The following is a 21394-nucleotide window of genomic DNA, read 5'->3' on the forward strand; positions in this document are numbered from 1 at the left end:
CCCCGTGCAGACCGGAACCACCCCCGGAACACAGACCGGAACACAGCCCGGCTCCACCGCCGCCGCGGCGGACCCGGCCGCCGCCGCCCTCGACGGGCGGGCCGCCGCGCTCGACGCCGCCGACCCGCTCGCGCCCGTCCGCGACCGCTTCCTCCTCCCCGAGGGGATCGTCTACCTCGACGGCAACTCCCTCGGAGCGCTTCCCGCCGCCGTGCCCCCGGCGGTCGAGGACGCCGTCCACCGGCAGTGGGGCACCGACCTCATCCGCTCCTGGAACGCCAACGGCTGGTGGGACGCCCCGGTACGCACCGGCGACGCCATCGGCCGGCTGATCGGCGCGGCACCGGGCCAGGTGGTGGCGGGGGACTCCACCAGCGTCCAGCTGTTCAACACCCTCCTCGCCGCCGCCCGACTCCGCCCCGGCCGACGACTGCTGCTCACCGACCCCGACCACTTCCCCACGGACCAGTACATCGCCGACTCGGTGGGCCGGCTCCTGGACCTGGAGGTCCGCCGGGTCCCGGCAGCCGAGGCCCCCGCGGTCCTCGCCGCCGAGGGGGCCGACGTCGCCGTCGCCGCCTACGCTCCGGTGGACTACCGCACCGGAGAGCTCCACGACACGGCGGCCCTCACCGCCGCCGCGCACGCCGCCGGCGCCCTGGCGCACTGGGACCTGTGCCACGCCGCCGGCGCACTGCCCGTCGAACTCGACGCCATGGAGGCGGACTTCGCCGTCGGATGCGGCTACAAGTACCTCTCCGGCGGCCCCGGCGCCCCGGCCTTCGCCTACGTCGCCACCCGCCACCAGCAGGCCTTCGACCACCCCGTCACGGGCTGGCACGGGCACGCCGAGCCGTTCGCCATGTCCGGTGCGTACGCCCCCGCCGACGGCATCACCCGGGCCCGCATCGGCACCCCCGCCCTGCTCTCGCTGGTCGCGCTGGAGGCCGCCCTGACGGCGTTCGACGGCGTCGACATGGCGGACGTGCGGGCCAAGAGCCTCTCCCTCACCGGCTTCTTCCAGGAGTGCGCCGACTCCCTCCTCGACGGTCTCGGATTCACCCTGGCGACCCCGCGCGAACCCGCCCGCCGCGGCAGCCAGGTCGCCCTGCGGCACCCGGAGGCGTACCCGCTCGTCTCCGCACTCACCGCGCGCGGCGTCATCGGCGACATGCGCGCCCCGGACCTGCTGCGCTTCGGGTTCAACGCCCTCTACCTCACGCACGCGGACGTCCTGCACGCCGTGCGCGCGCTCCGCGACGTCGCCGCCACCGGCGCCCACCGCACGGACGCCCACCAGCAGCGCCCGACGGTCACCTGACCGCTTCCCCCCCCGATCCCCGGCCGCGCGATCCCGACGTCACCGCACCCGCGTGACCACCGCGCGACCGGTCCACGCCGGCCGGTTCCCTCCGCGCCGGCGGGCCGCGCCGTACCCCCGCGCGCCCCGCACGTCCGCTCTCCGCCGCCGAGACCCAAGGACAGTCCATGCGATCCCTCCGCACCAGAGCGGCCCTGGCCACGGCAGTCGCCGCCGCCACCGCCGCCACCCTCCTCGTGCCGGGCAGCTCCGGCGCCGCCCCCGCGGCCACCGCCGCCGATCCGAACATCCCCGAGGTCTGCGCCGACCGGCGCCCCGGGCCCGCGGACCCCGGCGCGTACGGCATGCAGCTGGACGACTCCTTCCGCCACCCGGCCCTCACCCCGGTCGACGAGGAGCACGAGCACTCCTTCCCCGGCCGCAACAAGGACTACGACACCCGCTCGTACATCAAGAACATGAAGGTCGAAGCCGCCTACGAGGGGGCGGACTTCACCCCCGACCACTTCCACACCTGGCAGAACATCGTCGACTTCGACGGCCGCCGCTACATGTTCCAGTACGACAGGTCCGAGGGCCGCGTCTACGACATCACGGACGTCAAGAAGGTCCGGGTCGTCGAGCGGATGAGCCGCCAGGACGTGGACGGCGACGAGACGAGGGCCAACGGCACCTGGGCGGCCAACGACTACTGGGGCGCCTCCACCATCCAGTGGAACAAGAAGCTCGACGCCTACGTCATGGTGCAGAGCTTCGAGGGCAAGCGGCAGATCCAGGAGCTCACGGACGACCCCGCCCACGACAAGTACAACAATCCCGACGGGGTGAGGAAGCTGCGCGAGAAGCCCGGTCTCAAGGGCTTCAAGGTCTTCCGCCTGGACGGCCCCCGCAAGAAGGACTGGAAGCTCCTCGCGACCGTCTCCACCGACGCCACGCAGCGGGACCCCCTCGGGAGCGACCCCGGCACGGCGCAGCAGGGCTCGGGCTCCCTCGACACGCCGTACTGGACCGGCCAGCGGTACATGTTCATCGCCACGGCGCCCGACGACACCTACTCCCGCACCGAGTACCCCACCAACCTGCACTCGGCCGGCTACCAGTCCTGGGACATGGCCGACCCCGCCCACCCCAGGCTCCTCGACACCTGGCACCTGCCGGGCCAGCGGACCGGCGAGGACGCGGCGTACCGCAAGAACCCGCGCTGCGGCAACCGGACCAGCTGGATGGGCGCGCGCATGCCGCTCTTCATCCCCAAGCCCGTCGAGCAGGGCGGGCGTTACGCCTTCGCGGCCATGGGCGGCTACGGACTGACCGTCCTCGACATCTCGAACCCGGCCGACATGAGGACGGTGAGCCACCTCGACCTGCCGCCGTCCGTCGCGGGCACCGAGGGCGACAACATCGACGTCTCGCAGTACGAGAGGACCGGCATCGTCTACTACTCCGGGTACCCCCTCACCGAGGACTGTTACGAGCCCTACAAGGACGTCTACCAGATCGACGCGAAGGACCCGAAGAACCCGCGCGTCGTCGGCGTCCTGCCCCGCCCGACCCCGCCGCCGTCGGCCGGGTTCAGCGACTTCTGCCAGCGCCGCGGCAGCTTCGGCCCCAAGCGCACCGGCTCCTACACCAACCCGGGCCGGCACACCCCCGGCGTCCTCGGCTACGGCTTCTACAACGCGGGCGTGCAGTTCTTCGACGTCTCCGACCCGGCCGCACCCGAGATCGACGCCTACTTCGTCCCCAAGGCGTACGGCACCGACACCCCGGACTACGCGTACGGCAACCAGACCCACGGCGTGTACGTGGAGTGGGACCGCAACATCGCCTGGGTGCTCACCAACCACGGCGTCTACGCGCTCTCCTCGCCCAAGGTGCTGGGCAAGCCCGACCTGGACCGGCCCGAGAGGCCCTTCCGCACCAGCGAGTTCTGAGCCACGACCCGCCCCCGGGGGCCGGTCCCTCCGGCCCCCGGCCGCACCCCCGCACGCCTCCCGCCCGGCACCACCCGCAGAGAAGGACACCTGCCATGGCCGCTCCGGAAAGACCCGCCCAGGCTCCCGCGTCGCCCGCCGCACCCGCGCCCGCGTCCCCGTCCGGTGGGGAGGACACGCCCGCGGGCGGCGGCCTCGTCCGCTCCCTCACCCCCCGGCAGACGACGATGATCGGCCTGGGCTCCGCGCTCGGCACCGGCCTCTTCCTGGGCTCCGGCTCGGCGATATCCGCCGCGGGGCCCGCGGTCATCGTCTCGTACGCGATCGGCGCCGTCCTCGTCGCGATCATCGCCGTCCTGCTCGGCGAGATGTCCGCCGCGCACCCGGTGCAGGGCTCCTTCGGCGCCGTCGCACACCGGTACCTGGGCCCGTGGGCCGGCTTCCTGACCCGCTGGACGTACTGGTTCAGCGCCGTCGTGGTCATCGGCACGGAGGTCGTCGCCTCCGCGCTCTACCTCCGCTGGTGGTGGCCCGGCGTGCCGATGTCGGCGGCCATCCTCGCGGTGGCGGCGGTGGTGCTCGCCGTCAACATCATCAACGTGAAGTCCTTCGGCACCACCGAGTTCTGGCTGTCCACCATCAAGGTGACCGCGCTCTGCGCGTTCATCCTCTGCGCGGCCTTCCTCGTCCTCTTCGGCCTGCCGGACACCGGCGCCACCGGCTTCGCGCACCTCACCGACGACGGCGGCTTCGTGCCCCAGGGCGTCAAGTCCATCTGGATCGCGATGTCCGTGGTGATGTTCGCGTACGCCGGGTTCGAGGTCGTCGCCATCGCGTCGGCCGAGGCCACCGACCCCCAGCGCTCCATCCGCACCGCGATGCGGCAGCTCGCCTGGCGGCTCAGCGTCTTCTACGTCCTGGCGATCACCCTGGTCGTGGCCCTGATCCCCTGGCGGCGCCTGGCCGCGGGCGACGGCAGCGTCGAGGCGAGCCCGTTCGTCCGGGTCTTCTCCGACGTCGGCGTCCCCGCCGCCGCCACCCTCACCAACCTCGTCGTGCTGATCGCCGCGGTCTCCGCCGCCAACGCCCACCTGTACGGCGCCTCCCGCCTCCTGCACTCCCTCGGCGACGACGGCCTGGCCCCGGCGCCCCTGGCCCGTCTCACCGGGCGCGGGGTCCCGGCCAACGCCCTGGCCGCCTCCACCCTGGGGATCGCGGCCGCCGCGCTGCTCGCCTTCTACGACGTCGGCGGCATCTTCGGCATCCTGATGTCGATCGCCCTGTTCGCGGTGCTCCTGGTGTGGCTGCTGATCCTCGCCTCCTACGTCGCCTTCCGCCGCCACCGGGACGCGCATCCGGAGGAGTTCACGGGCTTCACCGTCCCCGGCGGCAGCAGGCTCGCGCTCGTGGCCGGGGCCGGCGTGCTGGCCGTCGCCGCCACGGCGATCGAGGTCCCGGACATGCGCCAGGCGGCCGGCATCGGTCTCGCCTTCACCGCCGTCCTGCTCGGCTGCTACGCGCTGACGACCGTCCGCCGGTCCCGCAGGAGCTGACGCGGTCCGCACGCACCGGGGTACCGGCGCCCCGACGCACCGCGAACCCGTGGCGCGCCGACCCGAGCGACCGCACACCCGGTGAGGGGGCGGGCCGGAGACCCGGCCCGCCCCCTCACCGGGCTTCCGCGGAACCGGCCGCCCGCCGCCCGGGTCCCGCTTCGGCCGGACGGCCCAACGCCCCGGGCGGGCCGGGCGGGATTCCGCCGCGTCGATGAGTCCGGGCCTCCCGCAGGGTCTATCTCTTGACGGAGACACCCCACTCACCGGGAGCAAGGCATGGGCCTCATCACCATCGAGATGTTCGCGACCCTCGACCTCGTCGGGCAGGCACCCGGCGGTCCGGAGGAGGACCCGGCGGGCTTCCCGTTCGGCGGCTGGCAGGCGCCCCTGGTGGACGAGGTCGCCGGGGCGCAGATCGGAGCCGCGTACGAGGGCACGGACGCCCTGCTGCTGGGCCGGCGGACGTACGACATCTTCGCCGCCTACTGGCCGCACCAGGACGGCGGGGAGGACGGTGACATCGCGCGCCTGTTCAACGCCGTCCCGAAGTACGTGGCCTCCCGCGGCACGCCCGACCTGTCGTGGGCCGGATCCACGCAGCTCGGCCCGGACCTCGCCGGGGCCGTGCGGGAGATCCGCGACCGCCACGAGAACGTGAAGGTCGTCGGCAGCCTGAACCTCGTGCAGACCCTGCTGCGCGAGAGGCTCTACGACCGTCTCGACCTGTGGCTGCACCCGGTGGTGCTCGGCGTGGGGAAGAAGGTCTTCGACGAGGGGGCGGTGCCCACCAACGTCAGGCTCCTCGCACCGCCGCAGGCGGGACCGGCGGGAACCGTGTTCCTGCGGTACGGGATCGCCGACGGTCTCCCCGTGACGGGCGACATGAGCCGGCCCGACCGCGGTCTGGGCGACGAGGGCTGACCCGTCGGGGAGGGCTCACCCTCCCGTGAGGGCCGACACACCGGCGGAAGGACGGCGGCGAGGAGCCCCGGGGCGCTCACTTCGCCGCGACCGCACGGTTGCGCAGCCGACGCTTCAGGGCGCGGCGTTCGTTCTCGTCGAGGCCGCCCCACACTCCCGTCACCTGGCGGGAGTCGTCCATGGCCCAGTTCAGACAGGCCTCCCGGACGGGGCAGCCCCGGCAGACGACCTTGGCCTCCTCGGCCTGGACCAGCGCCGGGGCGCCGGCGCCCACCGGGAAGAAGAGGTCGGGGTCGACGTTCTGGCAGGCAGCGGATGCACGCCAGTTGTCCATGTCGGATCTCCTTTCTGCGTGTACGGCGTCGTGTACTTCGGCTGACCGCTCGACGGGACTTGAAACGCCGTCGGCACACATCGACGTGACGCGTGAGGGCCGGGTGGCTGAACCCGGACCCCATCGCGCCGCCTCGGAGGGGTCAGCCCGCGGCGTCGTCCGCCCCCGCCGGGGCGAGGACCGCGGCGGCCAGATGCTCCCGGAACCAACGGTGCCCGGGATCCGTGGAGTTGCGGGGGTGCCAGGCCATCCCGAGCTCCATGGGCGCCAGGTCGAGCGGAAGCGGAAAGGCCCGCAGCCCCAGGGCGGCGACGGTGTCGGGCAGCCAGTCGGCCAGGCCGAGCGCGACGAGGTCGGTGTCCCGGGCGAGCAGCATCGCGCTGGTGTGGCTGGGCACCACGACCGCCGTGCGCCGCCGCAGCCCGAGTTCCGCGAGCGCCCGGTCGATGGGGCCGAGGCGTTTGCCGAGCCGGGAGATGCCGATGTGGTCGGCGGCGGCGAAGCGATGGGCGTCGATCCGCCCGTCGAAGAGCGGATGACCCCGGCGGGCGACGCCGACCGGCGTCATCCGCGCCAGCCTCCGGGTCCTGATCTCCGGATCCAGGTGCCCGAGCACGCCCAGCTCGACGTCCACCCACCCCTGACGCAGGCCCGGGCCGCCCTCCACGGACTCCGGCAGGAACACGACGTCGACCTGCGGGGCCTCCGCGTGGATCCGCTCGGTCAGGCCCCCCGCCAGCCCCACCTGCATGAGATCGGCCGCCTGCACCGTGAAGGTGCGCCGGAGGTCCGCGGGGTCGAACCCCGGCCCGGGCCGCAGGACGCTGTCGCAGCTCCGCAGCAACGCGCCGACCTCGTCGCGGAGTTCCACGGCGCGGGGAGTCGGCACGAGCCCCTGCCCGGCCCGGACCAGCAGCGGGTCGCCGACGGTCCGCCGGAGCCGGGCCAGAGTGCGGCTGACCGCAGCGGGTGAGGTCCCGAGGCGCTCGGCGGCGCGCGTCACGCTGTTCTCCTGGAGCAGGGCGTCCAGGACGCGCAGCAGGTTGAGGTCCATGAACGCTCCCGAACTGCACTTTTGCGTCTGAGGCAATGATGAGGTGCTCATCTTTGCATGGCTGCGACGGCCCGGGGCGTGGAGAGTGGGCATGCCCGCGTCACCGCGGGCATCCCTCTTCCCTCTCCTCAAGGAGCCGCTGTGCAGTCGTGCCCCCGTACCGGTCGGGAAGGCGACGTCCTCGCCGTCGTCAGCCAGAGCGGACCGACCATCTCGTTCTTCGACGCCTCCACCGACCGGCACCTCGGCAGCGTGGACATGCCCGCCGAGCCGCACGAGTTGTGCTTCGACGCGACCCGGCGACTGCTGTGGTGCTCGCTGACGTACCACTCGGGCTACTACCACGCGAACGGCGGGCGGCGCTCCGACCTGGCCGTCCTCGACCCCGACACCCGACGCGTCGTCGAGATCGTCGACCTCGGCCCGGAGCACGGCCCGCACGGGCTCGCGCTCGATCCGGTCCGCGACCGGCTCTACGTCAGCGTGGAGGGTTCCGACGACCGGCCCGGCGGTGTCGTGGTGATCGACACGGCGACCCGCCGGCCCCTGGGCCGGATCGACACGGACGCGCCGGGCCCCCACTGGTTCGCCGTCGACCCGGCGGGCAGGACGGGGTTCGCCACCAACAAGGAGGCGCCGTTCGTGTCGGTCGTCGACCTCGAACGGGGCGTGCTGGTCGCGAAGGCCGAGGTCCCGGGCAGCGAGGGCCTCGCCGTGTCCGCCGACGGCTCGCAGGTCTTCGTCGCCGGTCCCTACGCCGACTTCTCCGCCACCGGGGCCCGGCCGGCCCCCGGCATCCGCGTCCTCGACGTCCGCACCGCGTCCGTCGTCGACGTCCAGCCGACGAGGGACGTCGTCCTGCCGGTGCACCTGACGTCGACGGGGAGGCTGCTCGCGGGCGAGGTCCGCACGACGGCCGATCCGGGGTCGCGGCTCGGACGTCCGGCCCCGGGCCGCCTCACGGTCTTCGCCGCGGGCACCCGCGAGCGCCTGGGGGAGGTCGAGGTGGGGCTCTTCCCGCTGACCGTCACCTCGTCCCCGGACGGCCGCCTCGCGTACGTGTCGTGCGCCGTGTCCTCCACCGTCGACGTCGTCGACCTGGAGACCCTGGAGCGCCTGGCCGGGCTCGACGTCGCCAAGCGCGGAGAGGCCGGCGCCCACGGCCTCGCGTACCTCCCGCGCCCGGCCTGACCCCGCCGGGGCGGACGGCGACGCCGCGCGGATCGCCGGACCACCCGGCACCACCTCTACGAGGGCAGCCTCTCGGTCGCCGCGGCCTGCGCCCCGTGAGGCGACGGGCCGGGGGAGGACGTGGCGTCGTCCCCCGGCCCGTCGTACGGCCGACCGGGCGTCGGCCCGTACGGTGCTCGGCGTCCCCGGCCGTCACTCCTTGACGAAGGCGAGGAGGTCGGGGTTCACGGTGTCGGGGTGCGTGGTCAGCATCCCGTGGGGGAGGCCCTCGTAGCTCTGGAGCCTGCCGTTGCGCAGCAGTTTCGTCGACAGCGGCGCCGAGTCCTCGTACGGGACGATCTGGTCGTCCGTGCCGTGGGCGACGAGGACGGGCACGTCGATCTGCTTCAGGTCCTCGGTGAAGTCCGTCTCGGAGAACGCCTTGATGCAGTGGTAGTGGGCGTTGGCCGCGCCCCGCATGCCCTGCCGCCACCAGTTGTCGATCACGCCCTGGGACACCTGGGCGCCGGGCCGGTTGAAGCCGTAGAACGGGCCGGTCGGGACGTCCACGTAGAACTGGGCGCGGTTGGCGACGAGCGAGGCCCGGAAGCCGTCGAAGACCTCGATGGGCAGTCCGCCCGGGTTGGCGTCGGACTTGACCATGACGGGCGGTACGGCGCCGACGAGGACGGCCTTCGCGACCCGTCCCGGCTTGGCGCGGGCGACGTACCGCGCGACCTCGCCGCCGCCGGTCGAGTGACCGATGTGGACGGCCTCGTGGAGGTCCAGCGCGTCGGTCACCGCCGCCACGTCGGCCGCGTAGGTGTCCATCTCGTGGCCGCCCGAGCTCTGGCTGGAGCGGCCGTGCCCGCGCCGGTCGTGGGCGACGACCCGGTAGCCGTGCTCCAGGAAGAAGAGCATCTGGTTGTCCCAGTCGTCGCCGCTCAGCGGCCAGCCGTGGTGGAACACGATCGGCTGTGCGTCGCGGGGCCCCCAGTCCTTGTAGAAGATGCTGGTGCCGTCCTGTGTGGTGACCGTTCCCACGGCATTCCTCCGCCCAGAAGTTCCGATGCGTCGACCCCGGTGGGTCTGTCCACGGATGGGGAGGGTCCGCGCCTCCGACGCGCCGGTGCGGCGGCCCGGGGTGCGGCCCCGATGTAGAAACTTACCCGAATCGTGCATTTCTCTCATTCGGTGCATCTCTCGGAGCGGACCTCTTTGTGGCCCGCGGGCGAGCGTCAGTAATCGGCCGTACTGAACGACCGGTCGGTAAACCCCGGGCGTCCCCGTGCAGGCCCGCGGCGGCCACGGAGCGGGAAAGGGCGTGTGCGGAGCGGCGGTGGCGTCGCCCCGCGGTGGTTCTGACCTGCTGAACATTCATTCGATCACCGGCATGTGGGTGCACGTGTCCGGATACCGACCACGAAGATGCGATCGCTCTGTGTGTCAGACACACTCCGAAGCGCAAACGGAGCGGTGATTGCAAGGTAGATGCCGCTTCAACTCTTCAAATCGAAAGCGAGTCCCCGTCATGCTTCGCCGTTTCGCTGCAGTCTCCGCGTCCGCTCTTCTCTGCCTCGTCGGCACCGCGGGTGCCGCGGAAGCCCGCACCGAAAGCCTGTACGCACCCTCCGCCGTCGTCCTGAGCATCAGCAAGGGCGCCGACGCGGGCTCCGCCGTCGTCCTGCGCGCGGTCACGCTCAGCTGCGCGCCCACCGCCGCCGGCACGCACCCCGCGCCCGAGGCGGCCTGCGCCGAGCTGAAGGCCACGAACGACGGCGGCACCTTCGGCGGCCTGCTGGCGTCGCCCGCCACCGACCGGATGTGCCCGCAGCACTTCGACCCGGTCACCGTCACCGTGGACGGCGTGTGGGAGGGGTCCCGCACCTCGTGGCAGTACACCTTCGGCAACGCCTGCGCCATGGGCGTCACCCTGAACGAGGGCGCGGCCTTCTCGTTCTGATCGACCGCCGGGGGAGGGGGACCGACGACGCTCCGGCCGAAGGCCGCGTCGACGTCGGGTACCACCGGAGGGGAGCGGGCCGCACTCGAAGGGGGAGTACGGCCCGCGGTTCTCGGGGGACGGTGCGGGGCGCGGTCTGGACCCTGCCGGGGCGGGGCGGATCACCCGCCCGGCCCGGACGCCACCGCGTCCGTCTCAGACGGCGACCGTGAGCAGGTCGACCACGAAGACGAGCGTGGAACCCGCCGGGATCAGCGGCGAGGGCGACCGGTCGCCGTAGCCGAGGCGCGGGGGAACGATGATCTCGCGCCGGCCGCCCACCCTCATCCCCCTGATCCCCCGGTCCCAGCCCTTGATGACCCGGCCGCCGCCCACGGCGAACTTGAACGGCTGCCCCCGGTCCCAGGACGCGTCGAACTCCCGCCCGGACGCGAAGGTGACGCCCACGTAATGGACCTGGACGACGTTCCCCGGCTTCGCCTCGGGGCCGTCCCCGACGACGAGGTCCCGAACGGTCAGCTCGGTGGGAGCCTGCCCCTCCGGAACCTTGACCTCGGGCTTGGTGGGTTCGCTCATCGCAGTCTCGTTCCTGTCCTCCGGGGCCCGCGCCGGGGCCCGACCGGGCGCATGGGCCCTCCATACGGCAGACGATCACGCTACCGAGCCCCGGAGCGACAGGGACACACGCACCGGAACGCCACGACGGGTCCGGAACCCCGAACCGTGCGGAACCCCGGGCCCGGCGAGTCGCCCCGAGGCCGACCGGCACGGAACCCGCGCCCGCCACCTGGGTGGGAGCGGCGTGGGCGCGTCGGAGCGGCGGCCCGCCGACGCGGCGCTACCGTCCGGAGGATGACGGGAAGCGCAGCAGACCGACGGTGGTCCGAGTCCATGCCCGCGGCGTACGAGCGGTACCTCGTGCCGACGCTCTTCCGGCCCTTCGCCGGGGACCTGGCCGCCCGGGCGGCGGACCTGCGGCCCGTCCGCGTCCTGGAGCTGGCAGCGGGTACGGGCGCCGTGACGTCGGAGCTCCTCGCAGCCGCCCCCGCCGCCGCGGTGACCGCCACCGACCTCAACGAGGCCATGGTCGCCCTCGGATCGGCCCGCGTCCCCGGTGCCACGTGGCGGCAGGCCGACGCGCAGCGGCTCCCCTTCCCGGACGGGAGCTTCGACCTGGTGGTCTGCCAGTTCGGGGTGATGTTCTTCCCGGACCGGGTCGCGGCGTACGGCGAGGTGCGCCGGGTGCTGGCCCCCGGCGGCCGCTTCCTCTTCAACACCTGGGGTCCGCTCGCCGGCCACGCCTTCGGCGCCGCACTGCAGGCCGGGCTGGAGCGCGCCTTCCCGGCCGACCCTCCGCGGTTCCTGCGGACGGTCCCGCACGGCTACGCCGATCCCGTGGCCGTGTCCGCCGACCTGACGGCCGCCGGCCTCCCGGTCGAGGAGTGGTGCGAACTGACCCTGGACGGCCGGGCGGCGTCGGCCGCCGACGTCGCCCTCGGGTTCCTCACGGGAACGCCCGTCCGCGCGGCCGTCGAGGAACGCGGAGCCCCGCCGTCGGTGCGCGCCACCGTCGTCGAGGAGATGACCGCCCGGCTCGGCCGGGGCCCGGTCACCGCCCCCATGACGGCGCTGGTCTTCCTCGCGGCGGCCTGACCCCCGCACGTCACGGAGCCGACCGGGCGTCAGACGGGCGGCATGAGGTCGCTCCCGCTGACGGTGTACGCCAGCGAGGGATACGCGAAGTCCGTCTCCTCGTTCTCGCGGCGTCGCAACCGGTAGAACTCCCGCGCCTGCTCCTCGTCGGCCGGCGCGAGGGGATCGCCCCACGGGAGGCGCGCGTGACCTCCGACGAAGCGCAGGAGCGTCTTCGACGTCCGGAAGGTCACGCCGAGCCACTGGTTCTCGGCGACCACGGCGGGGGCGTCCAGGACGATCCGATGCTTGAGACGCCGATTCGAGTCGACCGAGAACGTCACGACGCCGTTCTGGACGAGCGGCACCTCGTACGTGTCGCCGTTCGCCTCCTTCGAGGCGAAGACCAGCTTCCGCGGCGGGCCCGCGTCGGGGTGCCGGTAGCAGGAGAAGAGCGCGATGAACGACCCGTCCGCCAGATCCAGGGCCTGGTCGGAGTGGGCGCCCATGGTCCGGTACGCGTCCGTGTAGCGCTCGATCAGGGCGTTGTTGAAACCGACCGGACTCCCCGTGCACTCCCGGACGCGTTCCGCCAGTTCCTCGTGGACGGCCCGGAAGCGCTGCGGCGGCCGGACGTACCGACCCGTCGTCCGTACGAGAGGGACCGCGCCCGTCTTGTCGACCCGGGTGAGCACGGCGCCCCGCCGGCCCTTCCCCGTGTCCTCCAGTACCGCCGACGCGGACAGCGCCGCGAAGGGGTCCTCCCCGGCGGGCAGCACGTACGAGCGGACCTCGTCGGAGATCCTAGGCCCGGGGAGCAACGTAGTCCCCCGCGTTCATGCTGAAGAGGAACTCGTCGCCGTAGTCGACGAAGCCCGTGCTGCGGTTCTCCTCCGCGTACAGCCGGCGGAGCCTGTCCATGCCGTCCTCGGTCGGCGGAACCAGCGGCACCGTGCCTCCGGGCTTCTTGAGGAAGGTACGACCGTCCTCGTGCACGGCCTCCGCGTTCGAGCAGCGCACCACGTACCCCAGGCGGGTGGGCAGCAGGTCGGCGTCGAGGGTCGAGGGACGGATCTCGTGCGTGTACAGGCGGTTGGTGGAGAGCGGCATGAAGAAGACCGACCCGGGATACAGCGTCACGGTGAACTGCGGCGGCAGCGCGGTCCCGTCGTGCTGCCCGACCGGATCCTTGAGGCGGAAGCGCAGCCTGGTCAGCCCGCTGGCCCGCTTCACACCGTGGTCGAACGCGTCCTCGGCCAGAGGCCGCAGCATGTCGAGCCGGTCGTAGAACGTGCAGAAGGCCATGATCCCGTTGACGGGCATGTCCTTGGTCTTGTCGGCGTGCGCCGAGATCCTGGCCTTGGACTGCTTGCGCTCCGCCGTCGCCCCGGTGTTGTGGTAGATCTGCGCCAGCACGTGGTTGAGCGGCGCGTGGCCCCGGAAGACGGCCGCGGCCTCGTCGTTCAGACGGTCGACGATGTACGTGTCCGTCGCGCGGAACCCCTCGGTGGGACCGGACAGGTTCGTGGAGCACCGCAGCAGACGGAAGTGCAGTGCGTCCCCGCTCCGCGTGACCGGCGTCAGGTAGATGCCGCTGCGCCGGGCCGTGCCGGGCTTGGTGGACTCGGTCAGCGACTGGAACGCGTGCTCGGCGCCGATCCGTCCGAAGAGGTCCTCCTCGGCGAAGAACCGTCGGTAGTACACACCGACGCCGTGGACACCGAGAGGGACGCGGCCGAGACCGACCACGGGCCAGGACCCGCCGCCCTCGGGGCGGCCGTGCGACAACTCCCGCACGACGAAGACCCGGTCGGCGTCCCGCAGCGCGCGCTCGCCGACCTCGTCCGGGTCACCGCACAGGTAGACGGTCGTCCGCGTGAGGTCGTGCGCGCCGGAGGCAAGCTCCTCCGGCGTGATCCTGCGGCCGAGGAAGTCCCTGATCGACGCGTCGTCCTGGAGCGAGGAGGGCGCGACCAGCACGGTGCGCGCGCCCTCGATACGGGCTTCGGTCGGTACGGCTGCTCTCTCCATGGCCCCAGTATCGCGATCACGCAGGCCGTACGGGCCGGCGGCTTCGGAACCACCGTCGGAGGAACGGGCCCTCGCCGGCCTCGGACCGGCCGCGGGACCGGCCTGTCTCCGGACCCCGCGCCCCGCACTGCCGCCCCTCCCGGTCACAGCCCGGGGATTCCGCTCCGCCTCAGCCGGAGTTCCGAGCGGACCAGTTCGAGGATGCGGCCGGTCCAGTTGCGGCCGCGACCGCCGTTGTCGCCCCAGAAGCCCGAGTTCACGTCGTCGTAGACCACCGTGGCGTCCCCCGTCGCCAGCAGGATCTCGGCCGCCTCGGGATGCTGCTCGTACTTGGCGCGGAGCAGACCCGTCATGACGGCCACGCGGACGTCCTCCCAGTTCTCGCGGCGGGTCGCCTCGCTCGCGAGCCTGCGGGCGGCGCCCGTGCTCTCCGCCGCCGTGATCGCGACGCCGACCTCGGGATCGGCGACCGACAGGGCCCAGTAGGCGTGGGTGACGGTCGGGTGGACGACCCCGCCGACGGTGACGGGGGCGGGGTAGTCGTTGCGCAGCGCGAGGTGACCGGGATCGTCGAGCCGCTTGTCGGGGAACGAGTGGGAGAGCTGGATCGCCGGGGCGTGTGCGGTCTCCGGGCCGTCGGCCGGTACGTGCGAAGCGCGTTCGGCCCGGTAGCGCTCGCGCTCCTCGAAGTAGGCGACGGCCCGGTCGTACTCCTCCTGCGAGACGGGCGGCTCGTCGGGCCGGTAGGTGCGGCCTCCGGGCCCCGCCACGAGCACCCGCAGCGGCCGATCCTTGAGGTCCATGTCACCGAGCGCGTAGCAGCGTTGTGTCTCCGGAACGGCCAGCAACGCGGTACGGGCCGCCTCCCGGTTCTCCTCGGTCGGGTCCGCGAGGAAGACGTCGACGGCGGCGAGGCAGCGGTCGGTCGAGTCGGGACGCCCGTTCAACTGGTCGATCGTGTCACGGACTTCCCCGAGAAGCAGCTCGGGGGTGAGCCAGGTCCTCGGTTCGCTGACCTTCCAGGCCGCCAGCTCGTGCGAGGACACGGAGGCGCCGTCCGGGAGGGTGGTGGCCACCCAGCCGCTCTCGAGCTTCTTCTCGAACTCGTCGAGGGTGACGAGGCCCCAGCAGTCGATGAGTCCGTCGGCGTAGATGAAGAGGTCGGTCAGGAAGTAGTCGCCGTTGCGGATGAACGCCGGCCGCCACGTGCCGGGTATGCGGACGCCGTCCGCCGTGCGATGGGTGATGCGTCTGCCGATCATGCGGCGATTGTGCCGGAAGGGGTCCTGAGGGCGCGTCGAATTCTCCGACGGGAGGGGTCCGTGGGGGACCGGATCCGGTGCGGCCGGGCTTCGTTCGGTGAGGGTGGGGTGTGCGGGGCCACCGGGTGCGGCCGGGCCTCGGCGCCGGCCGGCGGTGCGGAGCCCGTACACGATCTTGAGACCGCGGACGGTCCGTGGCAGGCTCGTGCCGCATGATCGACGAGTTCGCGAAGGACACCCTGCACGGACGGCTGCGGCGTGACCGCGAGGCGCTGCTCTGGAAGCTCGACGGATTGTCCGAGTACGACGCCCGGAGGCCGCTGACCGCGACCGGCACCAATCTCCTCGGCCTGGTCAAACACGTGGCGACCGTCGAGGCCCGGTACTTCGGCGAGGTCTTCGGCCGGCCCTCCCCGGAGCCCCTGCCCCGGTGGCAGGAATCCGACGGCAGCGACCTCTGGGCGACCGGGGACGAGACCCGCGACCAGGTCATCGGGTTCTACCGGCGCACCTGGGACCACGCGGACGCGACGATCGACGCGCTGCCCCTGGACGCGCCCGGCCTCGTGCCGTGGTGGCCCGAGCCCCATGCGCGGACGAACCTGTTCGCCGTCATGGTCCACGTCCTCGGCGAGTGCGTCCGGCACGCCGGACACGCCGACATCCTGCGTGAGAACCTCGACGGCCGCACCGGGCTGCGCCCCGAACACGAGGGCCGGTTCGACGCGGAGGCCCGCGCGTCCCACCGCGCGAGAATCGAGCAGGCCGCGAGAACGGCCGCGGGGGCCGAGGCCGAGGCCTAGCACCCGGGAGCCGACCGCCCCCGGGGCCGCAGGCCGGGCCGAGTGCTGGGCCCATGGGACCTCCTCGCGAGCGTCCCCGAGGAGCCGGGCAGGGCCTGGTGACGACCGGTCTTCACCGGCCGGGGTCGTCCGCAGGCGTCTCAGTCGGTGCCTCGACCCGTGCGGAGGACCGTCAGGTGGCGGCGGGGGCGCACGGTCTCCCAGGCGTGTGCGGATCCGCTCGGCGACGGCGTCGAGCAGCGGTTCGCGGCGGGGCCGCACGGGTCGGATCGCCTACGTGCCGCGGGCTCGCCGGACGCGGCGTCCCTCTCTCGCCCCCCCCCGCGACGGCGGCGAACGGGGCACCGACACCGGATCTCGTATCCAAGCCCATGGCGGCCCGTTTCGGTCCGCCTCTCGTGGCACAGTGGTCACATGTGCGGTCGATACGCCTCGACTCGAGGTCCCGAGGATCTGAACCGGCTCTTCCAGGTCGCCGACTGGAACCCCGAGGAGGCGCTGGCGCCCAGTTGGAACGTCGCGCCGACCGACGAGGTCTACGCGGTCATCGAGCGCGCGGATCGGGGCGGCGAGGATCGCGTTCGGCGGCAACTGCGGGCAGTGCGCTGGGGGTTGGTGCCGTCGTGGGCCAAGGACCCCAAGTCCGGCTCCCGTATGATCAACGCCCGGGTCGAGACCGTGCACGAGAAGCCCGCGTACCGGCGCGCCTTCGCCAAGCGCCGCTGCCTGCTGCCCGCGGACGGCTTCTACGAGTGGGACCCGGTGAAGGACGAGACGACGGGGAAGACCCGCAAGCAGCCGTACTTCATCACCCCGTCCGACGGTCAGGTGATGGCCATGGCGGGGCTGTACGAGTACTGGCGCAACCCCGACGTCACGGGTGACGACGACCCCGACGCCTGGCTGACGACCTGCACGATCATCACGACGGAGGCGACCGACGCGGCCGGCCGCGTCCACCCCCGGATGCCGCTCGCCCTCACGCCCGACCACTACGACACCTGGCTCGACCCCCACCACCAGGACACCGACGACCTGCGCGCCCTGCTCGCGAGCCCGGCGGACGGCCTCCTCGACGCCCGGCCGGTATCCCCGGCCGTCAACAACGTCCGCAACAACGGCGCCCACCTCCTGGACCCGGCCACCTGACCGCTCGCGGACGTGTGCCCCCACCGGATACGGTGGCGGTACAAGGCCTTGATCACGCGACCGGGTGTCCCGACCCGAGCGACCGGCAACCGCGTGCACCGGGCCGCCCGTCGGAGGAGGACGGTCTCGCGGTGATGGATTCGACGACCTTCCGGATGCAGGGCCCGGACCGCTACGTCCGGTTGGCCGACCTGCTGCCGCTGATCCCGGAGAACGACTGGGTCTGGAGCATTCTGGAGGTCGACGGCGTGGGCGTCATGCCGAACGGCATGGGCGTGCAGGCCTTCGAGGGGCAGGTGCGGGCGAGCCCGACCGGTTACGTGCTCGGCTGGTCCGAGCTGAAGGCCTTCGCCGCCGGCCTGGAGCAGAACCACTGGCTCACCGTCGTCGCCGTCGACTCGCCGGACGACCTGGTCGGCGACGAACTCGACGCGGAGGACTTCTCCCGGTGCCTCGTCGTTCTCGAAGCCTTCGACAGCGGGTCGTGGACGGTGGCCGCCCGCCCGGGAGAGCCCGCGCGGCACGACATCGTGGCGGCGGCACGGGCGCGGTACGGCAGCGACTGACACTCCCGGCCCGCGGCGCTCCGCCCCGGTGGCACCGGGAGGGACGGGGGCTCCGGGACGGATCGTGGTGAATTCGGCAAGCGACCGTCATCGAACCGTGAAGCACGGGCGCGAGTCTGGTGTCCACCACAGCGCGGTTCGTGCGCTGTCCTCGGGGGGAGCACCGCCATGAGCACCGTTCGCAGAACCGTCGTCGTCCTCGGCGCCCTGTCGGCGCTGGCCCTCACCGCGTGCGGTCCCACCGAGGACGGCGCCGCGGGAGGCACCGACGTACCGCCCGCCACTCCCACGGCGACCGCGTCGCCGTCCACCCCGCCCAAGCCCTCCGCCCCCGCAGAGTCGGCCACCCCGCCGAAGCCTTCCGCGACCGCGAAGCCGCCGAAGCCGGGGCCGCCGTCCACGGATCCCGACGACGACGTCTTCCCGTGCAGCACGTACGACCTGACGTTCAAGGCGACGCCGGCCGAGCCCACCACCAGCAGCTACCTGTTGAAGGTCACCAACAAGACGGGCAAGCCGTGCCGGGTGCTCGGCCACCCCGTCGTGACCTTCGGCTCCCTCGACGGGCAGGCCAAGAAGCGCGGCTCGGCCCCCGGCATCGAGGAGGCGATCCGCCTCGCACCGGGCCAGTCCGCCTACGCAGGGCTCATGGGGGGCCTGAAGGGCAGCACGAGCCACATGGTCTCCTCCGTCTCCCTGACCATGGACACGGAGTCCGACCTGACCCAGGTACCGCTCAAGGCGTCGACGCCCGGACTGAACGTCGCCTTCGACAACTCGGTCACCGCTTGGATGGACAACGCCGAGGACGCCCTCAGCCTGTAGCCGGACCGCGCCGATCGGAGTCGGTCGTGCCCTGACCCGCAGCCCGGATCCGGGCCGACCGTCGCGACCGCACCCACCGGACGGCGCTCACGACCGCGCCGACGACCAGACTGACGACGGTCAGTACCGGGGCGAGTCGCCGAGCCGTCTCGACCACGGCGTCGAAGTGCAGCCAGGCCGACACGGCGAGGGTGGGCGCCACCACGGTCAGAAGGACGACGAGCAGGGCGACATGATGGTCCTGCACCCAGACGTCCACCCGCCCGACCACTCGGCTGACGGCTGCGGTGCTCCGTGCCAGGACGGTGTGCGACGTGCGGATGGCCGCTGCGATCGCGCGGCGGAGTGCGGTGCGGAGATCCATGAGTAGAACCCTTCGGGTACGGCCGTGTCGTGGGACCACGCAGGCGGTCCCACGACACGAGATACGGGTGACGGATGTGCGCGGGAGGACCCGGGCGCGGTACGGCGCGGAGACGCGGTCCGGGTCAGCGTCGGCTTCGGCGCGACCGGGGCAGCCGCGTGGCCCTCTTCCGGGTCGCGCTCTCCGAGCCGGCCGGAGCGCTGCCGCCCGCCGATCCGGAACGTCGGCGGTCGAGGGTGTCCCGTACGTACGCGACGACCTGCTGGACGCCGACTCCCGCCGCGGTCAGGAGCAGCGGCTGATCGGCGAGGGAGTCGACGAGCCGGCCGGCGACCGCACCCACAGGGGTGCGCCGGAGCGTCTCGTACGCCGCGACCGCCCCGGCGACCGGGATCAGGGTGAGCGCTCCCCCGGCCGCGGCCCGCTTGAGCTTGTGAAGTCCGCTCTGCGCCTGCGTCTTGACGGTGGTCGCGGGACGACCGAGGACCTTGGCCGCCTCGGCGGCCGGCACGCCGATCGCCTTGTGGACGATGAGTGCCTGCCGCTGTTCGACGGTCAGCCCGTCGAGGGCGCGGAAGAGGACGATCCTGTCGATCACGGCGTCGGCCGGGTCGCACTGAACCTCCTCGTTCAGCCCCTCCCAGGCGTTCTCCTCGGCGTACCGCACCGTGACGCGCGTTCCGTCGTCGGTCATGAAGGTGTAGTCGGAGCACGCGGCGTAGACGAGCCGGCGGGCCGTCTGCCACAGGGCCCGCTCGGGCAGCTCCCACACCGTGTACTTCCGGTGGGCGACCAGCATCGTCTCCTGCGTGATCTCCTCGGCCCGCGCCAGGCAGTCCTCGTTGGCGGGGAGCACGTCCCGGAGACGGGTCAGAATGAAGCCGAACAGCCGGGGCTGGTACAGCCGGTAGAAGCGGTCCCACTCGTCCTGGTGCCGCCAGCACGGCGTGCACCAGCGACGCTCGTCGAGGTGGGGCCGCTTCTCCTCGGGCCGCCTCTCCTCCGTGGCCGTCGCCCCGTCGGCCGCGCCGGTCGGCGCCTTGCAACCCAGGCAGACCGTCCGTCCAGGACTCACGATCGTCATCACCGCTCTCCTCACAGCCGCCTCTCGCTGAGGCGGCCGCAACAGGTGAGGCCCACCGAACCCCATTCGGACGGGCCCGGCGGGAGAAATCTCGAAGATTCCTGCGCGGCGCGGTCAGGGGGCGACGCCCGGGGGTTTCAGAGGCGGATGACGACCAGGGCGGTGTCGTCGGTGTTGCCGTCGGTGTTCGAGAGGTCCGCCAGGAGGGCGTCGGCCAGGGTTTCGGGGTCGGAGCGGCCGCGTCGGGACAGGGAGTCGGCGAGGCGGGCGAGGCCGGCGTCGATGTCCTCCGTGCGGCGTTCGATCAGGCCGTCCGTGTACATCACCAGGGTCGCGCCCTCGCCGAAGGGCGTGGAGGCCTGGGGGCGGGCCACGTGGTCGGGGCGGGCGCCGAGCGGCGGATCGGTCGCCCCGTCGAGGAAGACCACGTCGCCCTCGGCCGTGAGCAGGGCGGGCGGGGGGTGGCCCGCGCTGCTGTAGGTCAGGGTGTGGCTGCCCCAGTCGATGAAGGTGGTCGCCACCGTCGACGACTCGGCGCCCTCGACGGACCGGGCGTAGATCCCGAGCACGTCCAGCGCCTGCGCGGGGCCGGCGGCGACGAGCGTGGCCGCGCTCAGCGCGCTGCGCAGCTGCCCCATGACGCAGGCCGCGGTGAGGCCGTGGCCCACGACGTCGCCCACGGCCACCGCCATGCGGTCCCCGGGGAGTCCGACCAGGTCGTACCAGTCTCCGCACACGTTGAGGCCGCCGACCGCGGGCCGGTAGCGCACGGCCGCCCGGTGGTGGCCGACGGGGCCGGGGGAGGGGAGCATCGCCGCCTGGAGGGCCAGGGCCACCTTCCGCTCCCGGGCGTGCGCCTCGCGGAGCCGTTCGTTGACCTCCTGCAGCTCGCGGGAGCGCGTGTACAGCTCGGCCTCCAGCCGGCCCGCCTCGGTGCCGCCCCCCAGACCGCCGCGGGCCTGGATGAGCGGGGTGACCTCCTCCACCCGGTGCACGATCATCGCGACCTGGCCGTCCAGGTCGCGCACGGGCGCGTTGACCGGGCTCCAGAAGTGTTCGCGCCAGTTGCCCGGTTGCCGGGAGTCCTCGATGTCGTAGCGGAGCAGCGCCATGGTGTCGCGCTCGCCGGTGGCGAACACGCGGAGCATCGAGGCCTCGGTCTCGCGCATGCCCGCGGCGGCGGGGTCGTTCGGGTTCTCGGGGAACACGTCGAAGATGTAGCGGCCGACCAGCTCCGCGCGGGAGCGCCCGGCGAGCCGTGCGAAGTCCTCGTTGACATCGACGTACACCAGCTCGGGTGTGAGCAGGGCGACCATTCCGGGCAGGGCCTGGAACACTGCTGCGTAGTCGACCCGCTGTTCGTTCATTCCGCTTTCCGCCCTCCGCGCCGCCCGCACCGTGTGCGGTTCAACGATAGGAGCGATC

The 21394-nt window shown here is 72.8% G+C and carries 21 protein-coding genes; 11 read left to right on the forward strand and 10 right to left on the reverse strand.

Annotated features, from left to right (window positions below; all coding sequences use genetic code 11):
* Positions 1 to 4: 4 nt before the first annotated feature.
* The 4 genes from kynU (at position 5) to ACY0MR_RS33900 (ending at position 5732) form a co-directional block, all read left to right on the forward strand.
* Positions 5 to 1321 carry a kynureninase gene (kynU, locus tag ACY0MR_RS33885; RefSeq protein ID WP_473557313.1) on the forward strand — a complete coding sequence of 439 codons (1317 nt, stop codon included), beginning with the start codon at positions 5 to 7 and terminating at the stop codon, positions 1319 to 1321.
* 167 nt (positions 1322 to 1488) lie between these two features.
* Positions 1489 to 3255 carry an LVIVD repeat-containing protein gene (locus ACY0MR_RS33890; RefSeq protein WP_392865828.1) on the forward strand — a complete coding sequence of 589 codons (1767 nt, stop codon included), beginning with the start codon at positions 1489 to 1491 and terminating at the stop codon, positions 3253 to 3255.
* Between the two features lie 95 nt (positions 3256 to 3350).
* Positions 3351 to 4808, forward strand: coding sequence for an amino acid permease (locus ACY0MR_RS33895; RefSeq protein WP_392865826.1), 1458 nt, complete (start codon positions 3351 to 3353; stop codon positions 4806 to 4808).
* A 279-nt stretch (positions 4809 to 5087) separates the two neighbouring features.
* Positions 5088 to 5732, forward strand: a complete 645-nt coding sequence (locus ACY0MR_RS33900) for a dihydrofolate reductase family protein (protein ID WP_388797513.1) — start codon at positions 5088 to 5090, stop codon at positions 5730 to 5732.
* 76 nt (positions 5733 to 5808) lie between these two features.
* Here ACY0MR_RS33900 and ACY0MR_RS33905 read toward each other — a convergent pair whose 3' ends face one another.
* On the reverse strand, positions 5809 to 6066 hold the full coding sequence (locus ACY0MR_RS33905) for a WhiB family transcriptional regulator (RefSeq protein ID WP_361854508.1): 258 nt from the start codon (positions 6064 to 6066) through the stop codon (positions 5809 to 5811).
* Positions 6067 to 6208: 142 nt separating this feature from the next.
* Positions 6209 to 7120 carry a LysR family transcriptional regulator gene (locus ACY0MR_RS33910; RefSeq protein ID WP_473557318.1) on the reverse strand — a complete coding sequence of 304 codons (912 nt, stop codon included), beginning with the start codon at positions 7118 to 7120 and terminating at the stop codon, positions 6209 to 6211.
* Positions 7121 to 7261: 141 nt separating this feature from the next.
* Between ACY0MR_RS33910 and ACY0MR_RS33915 the strand changes: the two genes are divergently transcribed.
* A complete protein-coding gene (locus ACY0MR_RS33915; protein ID WP_473557320.1) occupies positions 7262 to 8311 on the forward strand; it encodes a YncE family protein in 1050 nt (349 codons plus the stop codon).
* Positions 8312 to 8503: 192 nt separating this feature from the next.
* On the opposite strand, the gene ACY0MR_RS33920 is transcribed toward ACY0MR_RS33915, so the two are convergent.
* Entirely contained in the window at positions 8504 to 9334 is an 831-nt protein-coding gene (locus ACY0MR_RS33920; RefSeq protein ID WP_388797522.1) for an alpha/beta fold hydrolase, read from the reverse strand.
* 487 nt (positions 9335 to 9821) lie between these two features.
* On the opposite strand from ACY0MR_RS33920, the gene ACY0MR_RS33925 reads away from it, so the two are divergent.
* Positions 9822 to 10253 (forward strand): subtilase-type protease inhibitor, encoded by a 432-nt coding sequence (locus tag ACY0MR_RS33925; RefSeq protein WP_361854520.1) that lies wholly within the window; start codon positions 9822 to 9824, stop codon positions 10251 to 10253.
* A gap of 195 nt (positions 10254 to 10448) precedes the next feature.
* Here the strand turns inward: ACY0MR_RS33925 and ACY0MR_RS33930 are convergent, their stop codons facing one another.
* Positions 10449 to 10829 (reverse strand): FKBP-type peptidyl-prolyl cis-trans isomerase, encoded by a 381-nt coding sequence (locus ACY0MR_RS33930; RefSeq protein ID WP_473557324.1) that lies wholly within the window; start codon positions 10827 to 10829, stop codon positions 10449 to 10451.
* A gap of 276 nt (positions 10830 to 11105) precedes the next feature.
* On the opposite strand from ACY0MR_RS33930, the gene ACY0MR_RS33935 reads away from it, so the two are divergent.
* Positions 11106 to 11906, forward strand: coding sequence for a class I SAM-dependent methyltransferase (locus ACY0MR_RS33935; protein ID WP_473557326.1), 801 nt, complete (start codon positions 11106 to 11108; stop codon positions 11904 to 11906).
* Positions 11907 to 11935: 29 nt separating this feature from the next.
* On the opposite strand, the gene ACY0MR_RS33940 is transcribed toward ACY0MR_RS33935, so the two are convergent.
* The 3 genes from ACY0MR_RS33940 to ACY0MR_RS33950 all read right to left on the reverse strand — a co-directional run bounded on the left by ACY0MR_RS33940 (position 11936) and on the right by ACY0MR_RS33950 (position 15178).
* Positions 11936 to 12706 carry a hypothetical protein gene (locus ACY0MR_RS33940; protein ID WP_473557328.1) on the reverse strand — a complete coding sequence of 257 codons (771 nt, stop codon included), beginning with the start codon at positions 12704 to 12706 and terminating at the stop codon, positions 11936 to 11938.
* Entirely contained in the window at positions 12690 to 13916 is a 1227-nt protein-coding gene (locus tag ACY0MR_RS33945; protein ID WP_473557331.1) for a hypothetical protein, read from the reverse strand. The genes ACY0MR_RS33940 and ACY0MR_RS33945 overlap by 17 nt, the downstream gene beginning before the upstream one ends.
* A 143-nt stretch (positions 13917 to 14059) precedes the next feature.
* A complete protein-coding gene (locus ACY0MR_RS33950) occupies positions 14060 to 15178 on the reverse strand; it encodes an NADAR family protein (RefSeq protein ID WP_388797535.1) in 1119 nt (372 codons plus the stop codon).
* A 212-nt stretch (positions 15179 to 15390) separates the two neighbouring features.
* On the opposite strand from ACY0MR_RS33950, the gene ACY0MR_RS33955 reads away from it, so the two are divergent.
* From ACY0MR_RS33955 to ACY0MR_RS33970, 4 genes are all read left to right on the forward strand, one after another.
* The gene (locus ACY0MR_RS33955; protein ID WP_473557333.1) at positions 15391 to 15981 is read left to right on the forward strand and encodes a DinB family protein; all 591 of its coding nucleotides are present in this window, start codon (positions 15391 to 15393) and stop codon (positions 15979 to 15981) included.
* A 414-nt stretch (positions 15982 to 16395) separates the two neighbouring features.
* On the forward strand, positions 16396 to 17130 hold the full coding sequence (locus ACY0MR_RS33960) for an SOS response-associated peptidase (RefSeq protein ID WP_392865810.1): 735 nt from the start codon (positions 16396 to 16398) through the stop codon (positions 17128 to 17130).
* 131 nt (positions 17131 to 17261) lie between these two features.
* Positions 17262 to 17696: a hypothetical protein gene (locus tag ACY0MR_RS33965; protein ID WP_404084880.1), complete on the forward strand. Its 435-nt coding sequence runs from the start codon at positions 17262 to 17264 to the stop codon at positions 17694 to 17696.
* Between the two features lie 168 nt (positions 17697 to 17864).
* Positions 17865 to 18521: a DUF4232 domain-containing protein gene (locus ACY0MR_RS33970; protein WP_392865808.1), complete on the forward strand. Its 657-nt coding sequence runs from the start codon at positions 17865 to 17867 to the stop codon at positions 18519 to 18521.
* Here ACY0MR_RS33970 and ACY0MR_RS33975 read toward each other — a convergent pair.
* The 3 genes from ACY0MR_RS33975 to ACY0MR_RS33985 all read right to left on the reverse strand — a co-directional run bounded on the left by ACY0MR_RS33975 (position 18511) and on the right by ACY0MR_RS33985 (position 21336).
* The gene (locus tag ACY0MR_RS33975; protein WP_473557337.1) at positions 18511 to 18885 is read right to left on the reverse strand and encodes a hypothetical protein; all 375 of its coding nucleotides are present in this window, start codon (positions 18883 to 18885) and stop codon (positions 18511 to 18513) included. The genes ACY0MR_RS33970 and ACY0MR_RS33975 overlap by 11 nt on opposite strands.
* A gap of 124 nt (positions 18886 to 19009) precedes the next feature.
* A complete protein-coding gene (locus ACY0MR_RS33980; protein WP_404084876.1) occupies positions 19010 to 19969 on the reverse strand; it encodes an RNA polymerase sigma factor in 960 nt (319 codons plus the stop codon).
* A 137-nt stretch (positions 19970 to 20106) separates the two neighbouring features.
* Positions 20107 to 21336, reverse strand: a complete 1230-nt coding sequence (locus ACY0MR_RS33985; RefSeq protein ID WP_388797550.1) for a PP2C family protein-serine/threonine phosphatase — start codon at positions 21334 to 21336, stop codon at positions 20107 to 20109.
* Positions 21337 to 21394: the final 58 nt, after the last annotated feature.

This window comes from Streptomyces sp. JN8, assembly GCF_055808075.1.

What these genes read in the sequence shown, in the direction of transcription:
- ACY0MR_RS33900 (WP_388797513.1), top strand. Translation starts at nt 5,088, where the DNA reads ATGGGCCTCATCACCATCGAGATGTTCGCGACCCTCGACCTCGTCGGG.
- ACY0MR_RS33905 (WP_361854508.1), bottom strand. Translation starts at nt 6,066, where the DNA reads ATGGACAACTGGCGTGCATCCGCTGCCTGCCAGAACGTCGACCCCGAC.
- ACY0MR_RS33975 (WP_473557337.1), bottom strand. Translation starts at nt 18,885, where the DNA reads ATGGATCTCCGCACCGCACTCCGCCGCGCGATCGCAGCGGCCATCCGC.
- ACY0MR_RS33980 (WP_404084876.1), bottom strand. Translation starts at nt 19,969, where the DNA reads ATGACGATCGTGAGTCCTGGACGGACGGTCTGCCTGGGTTGCAAGGCG.
- ACY0MR_RS33895 (WP_392865826.1), top strand. Translation starts at nt 3,351, where the DNA reads ATGGCCGCTCCGGAAAGACCCGCCCAGGCTCCCGCGTCGCCCGCCGCA.
- ACY0MR_RS33945 (WP_473557331.1), bottom strand. Translation starts at nt 13,916, where the DNA reads ATGGAGAGAGCAGCCGTACCGACCGAAGCCCGTATCGAGGGCGCGCGC.
- ACY0MR_RS33955 (WP_473557333.1), top strand. Translation starts at nt 15,391, where the DNA reads ATGATCGACGAGTTCGCGAAGGACACCCTGCACGGACGGCTGCGGCGT.
- ACY0MR_RS33890 (WP_392865828.1), top strand. Translation starts at nt 1,489, where the DNA reads ATGCGATCCCTCCGCACCAGAGCGGCCCTGGCCACGGCAGTCGCCGCC.
- ACY0MR_RS33910 (WP_473557318.1), bottom strand. Translation starts at nt 7,120, where the DNA reads ATGGACCTCAACCTGCTGCGCGTCCTGGACGCCCTGCTCCAGGAGAAC.
- ACY0MR_RS33925 (WP_361854520.1), top strand. Translation starts at nt 9,822, where the DNA reads ATGCTTCGCCGTTTCGCTGCAGTCTCCGCGTCCGCTCTTCTCTGCCTC.
- ACY0MR_RS33930 (WP_473557324.1), bottom strand. Translation starts at nt 10,829, where the DNA reads ATGAGCGAACCCACCAAGCCCGAGGTCAAGGTTCCGGAGGGGCAGGCT.
- ACY0MR_RS33960 (WP_392865810.1), top strand. Translation starts at nt 16,396, where the DNA reads ATGTGCGGTCGATACGCCTCGACTCGAGGTCCCGAGGATCTGAACCGG.
- ACY0MR_RS33985 (WP_388797550.1), bottom strand. Translation starts at nt 21,336, where the DNA reads ATGAACGAACAGCGGGTCGACTACGCAGCAGTGTTCCAGGCCCTGCCC.
- ACY0MR_RS33935 (WP_473557326.1), top strand. Translation starts at nt 11,106, where the DNA reads ATGACGGGAAGCGCAGCAGACCGACGGTGGTCCGAGTCCATGCCCGCG.
- ACY0MR_RS33970 (WP_392865808.1), top strand. Translation starts at nt 17,865, where the DNA reads ATGAGCACCGTTCGCAGAACCGTCGTCGTCCTCGGCGCCCTGTCGGCG.
- ACY0MR_RS33950 (WP_388797535.1), bottom strand. Translation starts at nt 15,178, where the DNA reads ATGATCGGCAGACGCATCACCCATCGCACGGCGGACGGCGTCCGCATA.